Source organism: Mycobacterium sp., from assembly GCF_049683355.1.
Taxonomy (GTDB): Bacteria; Actinomycetota; Actinomycetes; order Mycobacteriales; family Mycobacteriaceae; genus Mycobacterium.
The window spans coordinates 1-9,793 of the sequence record NZ_JBAUJB010000267.1 but is presented as its reverse complement, the minus strand read 5'-3'; the positions used below and the strand labels follow the sequence as shown (position 1 = coordinate 9,793).

Sequence of the window (9,793 nt, the reverse complement as noted above, 5' to 3'; positions counted from 1 at the left end):
CCGCAGCACCGCGGCGCGCGGCCGTCCTGGCCGCCGTTCCGGGACCGCAGCCGATGTCGACGACGCGGTCGGTGGCGCCGACCTCGGCGATGTCGGCGGCCAGTCGGGCGTTGCCGCGGCCCGTGAGCAGGAAGACCACCCCGAACAGTGACCCGGTGACACCGGCGAAGCCGGGGTGATCGCCATGGTGGTTGACCGCCGGTGGAGTCGAACTATCGCTCATGGAGTAGACCTTGCCTGTTCAAGGCGGGTTGAAGTCAAATGGCGTGATGGACGTGATTTCGATCGGCGAAGCCGCATCGCGGTTGCAGATGACGCCGTCGGCGTTGCGCTACTACGACGATCGCGGCCTGGTGCGCCCGCGGTCGAGGCGATCCGGCAGACGGATGTACGGGCTCGAGGAGCTGCGCCGGCTGGCGTTCCTCAAGATCGTGCACCGGCTGGGCCTGCCGCTGGGCACCGCGGCTGCCGTGCTCGACGACCCGAGTGAGCAGTGGCGCGACACAGTTCGCCGGCAGATCGACGAACTCGACCGGGTGATCGCCCAGGCGCGCGCCGCGCAGCAGTTCCTCACCCACGCGTTGCACTGTCCGACCGAGCACCCGGCTCGGCAGTGCGCCACCATGACCGGGGCGCTGGACCGACTGCTCGATGGCATGAGCGTGGAACAGCTTGCCGCCGAGCACACCTCGGACGAATGACGCGAGCCCCTACGCCTCAGCGCACCTGTGACCGGCCGCGTTCGATGACCGAGTCGCGGCTGGCGGCGATGTCGTCGCCGGACGCGCTGCTCATCCATGCCCGGGCGGCGTCGGCCTCCAGCCAGAGTGCCGCACCGTTCTGGGCGTCGTCGATGTGGTGGTAGGAGGCCAGTAGCGCCCGCACCGCCCGCTGGTTGTTGCCGACGATCGAGGTGGCGATCTGGCGGGCGGTGTCGAGGAGGTCGCTGTGCGGCACCACCTGGGTGACGAGTCCGGCGCGCAGCGCATCCTCGGCCGACAGGTAGTCGCCGGTCATGCTCATCCGCCGGGCCATCCCGACGCCCACCTTCTGCGGCAACCGCACCGACAGACCCCAGGTGGGCAGCAGGCCGACCCGGGCGTGGGTGTCGGCGAAGCGGGCCGCCTCCGAAGCGATCAGGATGTCGCAGTAGAGCGCGATCTCCAGACCGCCGGTCACCGCCGCCCCGTTGATGGCGCCGATCACGGGTTTGGTCATCGCCGGCCATTTGGGTGAGATGTCGGGAAGGTCGGTGGTGTCGCCGAGTTCCTTGAGGTCCAGGCCCGCGCAGAAGACCGGGTCTGCTCCGGTGACGATGACGACGTCGACGGTGTCGTCGGCCTGGGCCTCGCGTAGCGCGCCGAATAGCCGGGTGCGCAAGGCCGACGACAACGCGTTGCGGGCACCGGGCCGATTCAGGGTCAGTGTCCGGATCCGGTCGCGGGTGTCGACCAGCAGGATGTCGGTGCCGGGGTCTGCAGGAGTGCTCATCCGCTCACCGTATCGGCCACGGCGTTCGGGCCTATCGTGGAGGTCATGTGTCGAAACATCACCGAGCTGCGGGGGCTGGAGCCGGCCGCGACAGCCGAGGAGATCGAGGCCGCGGCGCGTCAGTACATCCGCAAGGTCAGCGGTATCACCCGGCCCTCGGGTGCAAACATCGACGTCTTCGAAGCCGCGGTCGCCGAGGTCACGGCCACCACGACGCGGCTGCTCACCGACCTGCAGCCGCGCTGGCAACCGCCGAACACCGTTCCGCCGCTTCGCCGTCCCGAGGTGCGCGCGCGCCTCGGGCTCGGATGACCGCGACGCTGACCACGCCGGGGCTCAAGGAATGGAGCGCGGTCGTGCACGCGCTGCTCGAGGGCAGCCAGACGGTGCTGTTGCGCAAGGGGGGCATCGGCGAGAAGCGTTTCGAGGTGGCGGCGTCGCAGTTCCTTCTGTTCCCGACGGTGGCGCACAGCCACGCTGAGCGGGTGCGCCCCGAGCACCGAGAGTTCCTCGGGCCCGCCGAGGAGGACAGCACCGAGGACGAGGTGGTGCTGCGCGCGGGGGCCCGGGTGGTGGCCGCGGTCGAGGTCGGTCAACCGGACAGGCTGGACGACATTGCGCCGCTGCACATCTGGACGGCCGACTCGGTGCGCGCCGACCGGCTCGACTTCAGACCACGGCACCGGCTGACGGTGCTGGTCGTCTCCGCGGTGCCGCTGACCGAGCCGGTCCGGCTGGTGCGCACCCCGGACTACCGCGGCTGCTCGAGCTGGGTGCAACTGCCGGTAGATCCCGTATGGGGGGCGCCGGTGCACGACGACGCGGCGCTGGACGAGATCGCCGCCCGGGTGCGTCGGTCAGTCGGCTGAGGGTGGCCGCTGCCCGGCGGGCAGGATCAGCCGCGAGGAGGCGCCGAGATGCACGGTGTGCCGTGCTGTGGCCAGCCTGGTCCCGATGGCCGCGGATTCACCGGTGCCGAGGTTGCGCAGAAAGCGTGGGTGCGAGCCGCCGGCGATGAGCACGCGGATGCGGGAGCCGGCGCCGAACGTGCGGGCGAGCGCGTCGAGTTCGATGCGCACGGTGCCGGAATCAGGTGCTGCGGCGAGGTATCCGTCGCTGACGTTGCGTGAGCCGCCGTGCTCGTCGACCTGACTGATCCGCACGAACAAGTCGTTGTACGGGTTGGCGCAGGTGTGCTCGAGCTCCAGCACCGGCGTTCCGACCACGTACAGACCGTCGGGCAGCGGGTCACCGGTGAACGTCAGGACGTCGGCGCGGCGTGCCAGTGACGTGTCGTCGCGGTAACCGCCCACCGGGGACAGCAGTCGGCCACCAACGGTGGGTGTCGGGTCGGCGGGGTTGTAGACGAACGTCGCGGTGTCCGGGGCGGGCGCGGCGCCGGACAGGCCGCCGCCGGGCTGCAGGTACAGCACCTGTTCGGGCATCGGCGGCGGCCAGTCGGCCAGTTCGAGCCAGCCCCGGCCGTCGAGGTGGATGCGCACCGGTGCCTGCCGCTGTTCCACCGCCCCGGCCAGATGGGTGTCGAGCCAGTCCAGCGATTCGCGGATCGCGGACGGGGCGGCCTTGGTCATCATGTGTCCGTGTGTCCACGGACCGATCGTCATCGCGGTGGTGACCCCGCGGGACCGCCAGCGCGGCCTTGCTCACCATCCGCTGCGCCCGCGCCTGGTGCAGCAGCACGCGCAACCGCTGCGGGTCTTCCTGGCGGGCGACCAGATCACTCCAGCCGAGGAAATCGTTGAGGCCGAAAGAGCCTTCGCCCCAACGGGGTCCGCTGACATCGTGCGGTCCGACGGTGATCACTGCGGCCTTCATCTCGGGGGGGTCGGCGAGCAGCGCCCACTGGGTGAACCCGAGGTACGACAGTCCCAGCGTGGCGAATGTGCCGGTGAACCAGGGCTGGGTGCGCAGCCAGGCGACCGTGTCGGCGCCGTCGTCGATCTCGTGCACCATCGGGCTGAATTCGCCGCCGGAGCCGAACGTTCCGCGCACACTCTGGACGAGCACGTGATAGCCGCGCGCGGCGTAGACCGAACCGTACAGTGCGGCGAAGGGCCAGCCGCGGCCGTACGGTCCGCGGACCAGCGGCGTGCCTGCAGGCGTGTCGGTCTGCGGCACGTAGTGGTCGGCGATCAGGTCGACGCCGTCGCGCATCGGAACCCGCAGCCGCCGATCCACGACAACGTCGTCGGTGGGCGCGGGCAGGCGGAGCAGCTTGCTCAGCGCGCTCCCGGGGAACTTCGGACGACTCCGCTTCTGCGGGGCAGTGGTCGAGGCTTCGGCTGTTCGGCTCACCTCAGACACGCTACGCAAGCGGGGACTCACCCAGTTCGATTGCGTGCACGACCTTGGTCATCAGCCAGCCGATCGCCCGGGTGGCGTCTGCGGCGTCGACACCCCAAGGGCCGACCAGACGTTCGTAGGCAGGCACGTTCCACAACACGTCGAGCAGTCCGGCGACCGTGCGTCGTTCGGCGTCGCTGAACTGGGGAGCCGCCGCGGTCACCGCCCTGCGCAGCGCTTCGCGACGACGCTCGTCGACGGTGACGAAGGCCGGATCGCCGGTGGTCTGAACCGACTGCCGAGCCGAGAAGCGGTGCAGTGAGGCGAATACCCGCCCCGTCGTCTCCTCGAGATTGCCTAGGTCGACGTCGTCGTAGCAGACGCCGGCGTCCTCCTCGAGCCGGTGCATGACGGCGTCGTGCAGATGACGTTCGGTGGGGAAGTGGCGGTAGACGGTGCGCTCTCCGACACCGGCGCGCTCGGCCACCGCGCGGAACGTCAGTTCCCGCCAATCCCAGCTCTCGAACTCGTGTACCAGGTCACCGGCCGCGGACACGATGAGCTCGCGGGTCTGCGCGGCCTTCTGCTCACGGGCGCGGTTGTCGTACGGGCGGCGGGAGGCCATCGGGGACATCGTTGACGAGTCGCTCATATTGGTGGCAGTGTACTGTCATCAATCCGATCGGAGGTGCCGCCGTGCCATCATCGGGCCAGTTGATTGCGGCCGCGGCAGAACGAACCGGGCTCGACGATTTCGGCGACGACTCCTTCCGTGAGGGTTTGGAGATCCTGACCTGCGCGCTGTCCGGCGAGGCCCGCCTCAACACACGCGGCGAAACGTTCGTCTACGGCCGCATCTGCCTGCACCTGTGCCAACGACTGCAGGTCGAGAACTGGTACCGCCGGCATCCCGAGATCGGCGACGAACCGATCGTCGCGCCGCTGTTCGGCCTCGGCCTGCCCCGTACCGGGTCGACGGCCCTGTCGTTTCTGCTGGCTCGGGATCCACACATTCGCTACCTGCGCAGCTGGGAGGCCGCCCAACCCTGCCCCCCGCCGTCCACCGTGCCCGGCGACGACCCGCGGATACCGCCGGAGCAACGCCCGGTCGTCGCCGGCAGCAGACATCACGTGCCCCACGACATCCAGGGCCCGGCGGAGTGCCTGGACCTGATGGCGCTGGACTTCAAATCACAGATCTTCCAGGCCTTCGCGCAGGTGCCCACCTACTCCGAGTGGTTGCTCGAGCGTGCCGACTTCACCTCGACGTACCTCTACCAGCGTCGGGTACTGCGGCTGCTGCAGTGGGGCAGGCCGACCCGCCCATGGCGGCTGAAGTCACCGGCCCACCTGCTCTGTGTGCACTCCCTCGGCCGGGTCTTCCCGGACGCGCGCTTCGTGATGACCCACCGTGACCCGACCGACGTGCTGGTGTCGGTGGCCGACGTGTACGCCGACATCGTCGGCGGATTCAGCGACGACGTCGACCACCGCTACCTCGGTGAGCTCGACGTCACCCAGTGGTCCACGGGCGTCGACCGGACCCTCGCCTTTCGGAGGGCAGGCCATGACGATCGCTTCTACGACATCGACTTCCGTGCGATGCAGGACGATCCGATCGGCCAGGTGCGCGGTCTGTACGACTGGCTCGGCGAACCGGTGACCGCGGCGTTCGAGAGCGGGATGCGGGACTGGTGGGACGACAACGCCCAGAAGCGCGAACCCCACGCGAAGGCCGACCCGCAGCTGTTCGCCCTGGACCTGCCCGCGATCAGGCCGTTGTTCGCCCGGTACGTGGACACCTGCCTGGGAAGCTCGGATGCCGACTGACCTCACCGGCGGGATCGACCCGAGCCGCGAGTACGTGTTCGCCCGCAGGCCCGACAATCCGGAGATGCGGGACTCGGTCAGTTTCTGGGTCCTCGACGACCGCGGCGAGCTGGGTCTGCCGCGGATCGGCATCGAGGCGGTCGCGTCGAACTGGGACGCGCACCAGATCCAGGTCAACGTCGCCTTCGCCGACGGCCGGGTGTACCGCCTCCGCGACGACCCGGCCAGCAGATCGCCGTTCGACGCCGGTGGCGCGCCCACCGTGTTGGGTGCCGGTCCACTGGTCTTCACCTGTGTCGCACCGTTCGACGAGTGGACGGTGACGTTCGACGGCCGGGCGGTGCAGACGTCGTCGGCCGACCTGGCCGCCGGACACAAGACCGGGCCCTCGGTCGACCTGAGCTTCGAGGTCAAGGCCGCCATGGCGGCGCCGCCCTGGGTGCTAGGGCACCCTGCAGGCCGACGCGGGTTCACAGCTGGCGACGTCGATCGTCGGCGACATGATGGGCGGCCCGCGTTACGAGCAACTGTTCCGGGCCACCGGATCGATGGAGGTGGCCGGGCGCCGGCAGGACTTCTCCGGCAGCGAACTGCGGATCCGTCGCCAGGGAGTCCGCCGGCTCGAGGGCTTCTGGGGCCACTGCTGGCAGTCGGCGCTGTTCGGCAGCGGCCGGGCGTTCGGCTACATCGCGTATCCGCCCGTCCCGACGGTGCGCGTGTCGGTCTGCGGCACTCCGCGCCGACGTTCAACGAGGGGTACCTGTTCGACGGCCACGGTGACCTGATCGCCGCGCGGGTCGTGCAGGCGCCGTGGCTGACCCGACTGCAGCCCACCGGCGAAGACGTCTCCGTGGTGCTGGAAACCGAACAGGGCACCGGACGGATCGCGGGGGAGACGGTGCTCTCGACGCACGACATCACCGACCCGGCCGAGGTGCCACCCGAGGCGCTGGCCAAGATGGCGAACTGGACGTTTCCGGCGCTGCAACAGGCCGGAGTGCGTTACCGCTGGGACGGCGAAGAGGCGATCGGCATGCTCGAGCGGTCCAGCCCGATGGACCGGATCTGTCAGTAGATGTAGAACGGGCTGAGCTCGTGGGCCTTCTGCAGGTTGGTCTGCATGCAGTCCGGGTCGGGCTCGGAGTACACGGGCGCGTAGAACAGCGACTGCTGGATGACGCCGTAGCTGGTCTGGAACGCGACCATGCAGGTGATCCAGTTGCGGTTGTTCCAGTCCGTGGGCTTCATGATCCAGTACTGGGCCGCCCGGTGGCCGTTGATGTCGAGTTCGACGGCGTCGGCGGGCAGGGTCTGTTCGTAGGTGCGCCACACGAACGCCTCGACCGCCATCTGGTAGTTGCCCGCGTCGTAGCGGCAGCGCAGGCTGTCTTCCGGAGTCGGCGGGGTGAACGCCAGACCGACCCGCTGGATGACGTCCAGCGGGATGTCGCGGCAGGGGTCGAACGGGTCGGGATCCACCACCTCGACGACGGGCGACTTGATGGTGGTGGACATATTGGTCAGCGGTGCACCGGTGGCTCTGAGCTCCACCCGCTCGGCTGTGAGCGGGCCGGCCGGGTTTGCCTGCCAGACCACCACAACCGCCGCTACCAGCGCACACAGCGCCGAGAGCAGCCGCAGCTTGGCGACCATCACACCCCCTGATCTCGTGGCGGTGGACTCCGCCGGTTCGGTCCGACCCTGCTGGGAGTGTAGCGGGCGCGGTGGCCCGCCGGAACGGAAACCTAGAACAGGTTCTAGTTGCCGGGAAGTCCGCCACGGCGGGGCACCAGTAGGCTGACGGGTTGTGACCAGTGACGACCGGCGGCCGACTTTGTGGGCCGTCAGTGACCTGCATACCGGCCACACCGGCAACAAGCCGGTGACCGAGTCACTGCACCCGGCCTCGCCCGATGACTGGCTGATCGTGGCCGGCGACGTGGCCGAGCGCACCGACGAGATCCGCTGGGCCCTGGATCTGCTGCGCAAGCGGTTCGCGAAGGTGATCTGGATTCCGGGCAACCACGAGCTGTGGACCACCTCGCGGGACCCGATGCAGATCTTCGGCAAGGCCCGCTACGACTATCTGGTCGACATGTGCGACGAGATGGGGATCGTGACCCCCGAGCACCCGTACCCGGTGTGGACCGAGGAGGGCGGCCCGGCGACCATCGTCCCGATGTTCCTGCTGTACGACTACTCGTTCCTGCCGCAGGGCGCGGGCACCAAAGCCGAGGGCCTGGCGATCGCCAAGGAGCGCAACATCGTCGGGACCGACGAGTACCTGCTTTCGGCGGAGCCGTACTCGACGCGCGACGCGTGGTGCCGGGACCGCGTCGCCTACACCCGCAAGCGGCTCGAGGAACTGGACTGGATGATGCCGACCGTCCAGGTCAACCACTTCCCGATGGTGCGCGAACCCTGCGAGGCGATGTTCTACCCGGAGTTCTCGCTGTGGTGCGGAACCACCGCGACCGCCGACTGGCACACCCGCTACAACGCCGTCTGCTCGGTCTACGGACACCTGCACATCCCACGCACCACCTGGTACGACGGGGTCCGGTTCGAGGAGGTCTCGGTCGGCTACCCGCGGGAGTGGCGGCGCCGCAGGCCTTTTCGCTGGCTACGCCAGATCCTGCCCGACCCGAAATACACACCGGGCTACCTCAACGAGTTCGGCGGGCACTTCCAGATCACCCAAGAGATGCGCGAGCACGCCGAGAAGATGCAGCAGCGGATCAGGAGCGGCCGGGAATGATCTCGGCGACCCTGCTCGCCGGGGTGCTGCCCGGCTCGCTGGACGCGTTGGCGGCCGCGGAGTTGTACACCGATCCCAAGGAGCTCGCGCCGCTGCCCGAAGAGGAGCCGCTGATCGCGCGGTCGGTGGCCAAACGGCGCAACGAGTTCATCACCGTGCGGTACTGCGCGCGCCAGGCGCTCGTCGACCTCGGGATGGAGCCGGTGCCGATCCTCAAGGGCGACAAGGGCGAACCGTGCTGGCCCGCAGGCATCGTCGGCAGCCTGACGCACTGTGAGGGCTTCCGCGGAGCCGCCGTCGGGCGTCGCGAGGCCGTCCGCTCGGTCGGTATCGACGCCGAGCCGCACGACGTACTGCCCAACGGCGTACTCGACGCGATCAGCCTGCCGGTCGAACGGCACGAGCTGCAGGACATGCCCACCGGCGTGCACTGGGACCGGGTGTTGTTCTGCGCCAAGGAGGCGACGTACAAGGCGTGGTTCCCGCTGACCCACCGGTGGCTGGGCTTCGAGGACGCCCACATCCGCTTCGACGTCGACGGGTCGGGGCAGGCCGGAACGTTCACCTCGCAGATCCTGATCGACCCGGCCGCCGAGTCGGGTCCACCCCTGACCTCGTTGGCCGGGCGGTGGTCGGTCCGCAACGGCATCGCGTTGACGGCGATCGTGCTGTGAACCTCGGTGGCCTCGTCGTGGTGGACAAGCCCGGCGGGCTCACGAGCCACGACGTGGTGGGCCGGTGCCGGCGGATCTTCAGCACCCGCAGGGTCGGGCACGCGGGCACGCTCGACCCGATGGCCACCGGCGTGCTGGTGGTGGGGGTGGAGCGCGCGACCAAGATCCTCGGGCTGCTGACGGCGACCGACAAGTCGTACTCCGCGACGCTGCGGCTGGGGCAGGTCACGTCCACCGAGGACGCCGAAGGCGAACTGCTGCAGTCGGTGTCGGCGGCCGATGTGACCGACGCGCAGATCGAGGCGGCGGTTGCGCCGCTGCGCGGCGACATCGACCAGATCCCGTCGGCGGTCAGCGCGATCAAGGTGGACGGCAAACGCGCCTACCAACTGGTGCGCGACGGCCACACCGTGGAGTTGAAGCCGCGCCGGGTGCGGATCGGCCGCTTCGACGTGCTCGGCGTACGGCGCGGTACCGACCCTTCCGGTGTCGTCGATGTCGACGTCGAGGTGGACTGTTCCAGCGGCACCTACATCCGCGCGCTGGCCCGCGATGTCGGTGCCGCCCTCGGCGTCGGCGGGCATCTCACCGCGCTGCGGCGGACGCGTGTCGGTGCGTTCGGCCTCGACCAGGCACGCACCCTCGAACAGCTCGCCGAGGCCCCGCAACTGTCCTACGGCATCGACGAGGCCTGCCTGCAGGCGTTCGCGCGCCGCGACCTCACCGACGCCGAGGC

At 69.5% G+C, this 9,793-nt stretch carries 10 protein-coding genes and 3 pseudogenes; 8 read left to right on the top strand and 5 right to left on the bottom strand.

The genetic code is table 11. The features are described 5' to 3' along the window. Nucleotides 1-223 (bottom strand): annotated as a pseudogene (locus WA944_RS16030) (class I SAM-dependent methyltransferase); the annotation flags it as partial. 46 nt (nt 224-269) lie between these two features. On the opposite strand from WA944_RS16030, the gene WA944_RS16025 reads away from it, so the two are divergent. Continuing rightward, a complete protein-coding gene (locus tag WA944_RS16025; RefSeq protein WP_526372430.1) occupies nt 270-701 on the top strand; it encodes a MerR family transcriptional regulator in 432 nt (143 codons plus the stop codon). Between the two features lie 16 nt (nt 702-717). Here WA944_RS16025 and WA944_RS16020 read toward each other — a convergent pair whose 3' ends face one another. Next, nucleotides 718-1,491, bottom strand: a complete 774-nt coding sequence (locus WA944_RS16020) for an enoyl-CoA hydratase (RefSeq protein ID WP_526372429.1) — start codon at nt 1,489-1,491, stop codon at nt 718-720. A gap of 45 nt (nt 1,492-1,536) precedes the next feature. On the opposite strand from WA944_RS16020, the gene WA944_RS16015 reads away from it, so the two are divergent. Then, nucleotides 1,537-1,803: a DUF2277 domain-containing protein gene (locus tag WA944_RS16015; protein WP_526372428.1), complete on the top strand. Its 267-nt coding sequence runs from the start codon at nt 1,537-1,539 to the stop codon at nt 1,801-1,803. Beyond that, entirely contained in the window at nt 1,800-2,360 is a 561-nt protein-coding gene (locus WA944_RS16010) for a DUF1802 family protein (protein ID WP_526372427.1), read from the top strand. Before WA944_RS16015 ends, WA944_RS16010 begins: the two co-directional genes overlap by 4 nt. On the opposite strand, the pseudogene WA944_RS16005 reads toward WA944_RS16010, so the two are convergent. Beyond that, a pseudogene (locus WA944_RS16005) lies at nt 2,349-3,807 on the bottom strand (CocE/NonD family hydrolase). The gene WA944_RS16010 and the pseudogene WA944_RS16005 overlap by 12 nt on opposite strands. 10 nt (nt 3,808-3,817) lie before the next feature. Then, a complete protein-coding gene (locus WA944_RS16000) occupies nt 3,818-4,447 on the bottom strand; it encodes a TetR/AcrR family transcriptional regulator (RefSeq protein ID WP_526372426.1) in 630 nt (209 codons plus the stop codon). Nucleotides 4,448-4,491: 44 nt separating this feature from the next. Here WA944_RS16000 and WA944_RS15995 point away from each other — a divergent pair, with 44 nt between their 5' ends. After that, nucleotides 4,492-5,625, top strand: a complete 1,134-nt coding sequence (locus tag WA944_RS15995) for a sulfotransferase (protein WP_526372425.1) — start codon at nt 4,492-4,494, stop codon at nt 5,623-5,625. Then, nucleotides 5,615-6,700: pseudogene (locus WA944_RS15990) on the top strand (DUF7064 domain-containing protein). The gene WA944_RS15995 and the pseudogene WA944_RS15990 overlap by 11 nt, the downstream one beginning before the upstream one ends. On the opposite strand, the gene WA944_RS15985 reads toward WA944_RS15990, so the two are convergent. Beyond that, nucleotides 6,694-7,278: a DUF3558 domain-containing protein gene (locus tag WA944_RS15985; RefSeq protein ID WP_370329493.1), complete on the bottom strand. Its 585-nt coding sequence runs from the start codon at nt 7,276-7,278 to the stop codon at nt 6,694-6,696. The pseudogene WA944_RS15990 and the gene WA944_RS15985 overlap by 7 nt on opposite strands. A gap of 154 nt (nt 7,279-7,432) precedes the next feature. Here WA944_RS15985 and pptH point away from each other — a divergent pair, with 154 nt between their 5' ends. The 3 genes from pptH to truB form a co-directional block, all read left to right on the top strand. After that, entirely contained in the window at nt 7,433-8,383 is a 951-nt protein-coding gene (gene pptH, locus WA944_RS15980; RefSeq protein WP_163889672.1) for an ACP phosphodiesterase PptH, read from the top strand. After that, on the top strand, nt 8,380-9,057 hold the full coding sequence (pptT, locus tag WA944_RS15975) for a 4'-phosphopantetheinyl transferase PptT (RefSeq protein WP_526371682.1): 678 nt from the start codon (nt 8,380-8,382) through the stop codon (nt 9,055-9,057). Before pptH ends, pptT begins: the two co-directional genes overlap by 4 nt. Continuing rightward, nucleotides 9,054-9,793, top strand: a 740-nt coding sequence (gene truB / locus WA944_RS15970) for a tRNA pseudouridine(55) synthase TruB (protein WP_526647121.1), incomplete at its 3' end; no start/stop codon positions are given. The genes pptT and truB, both read left to right, overlap by 4 nt.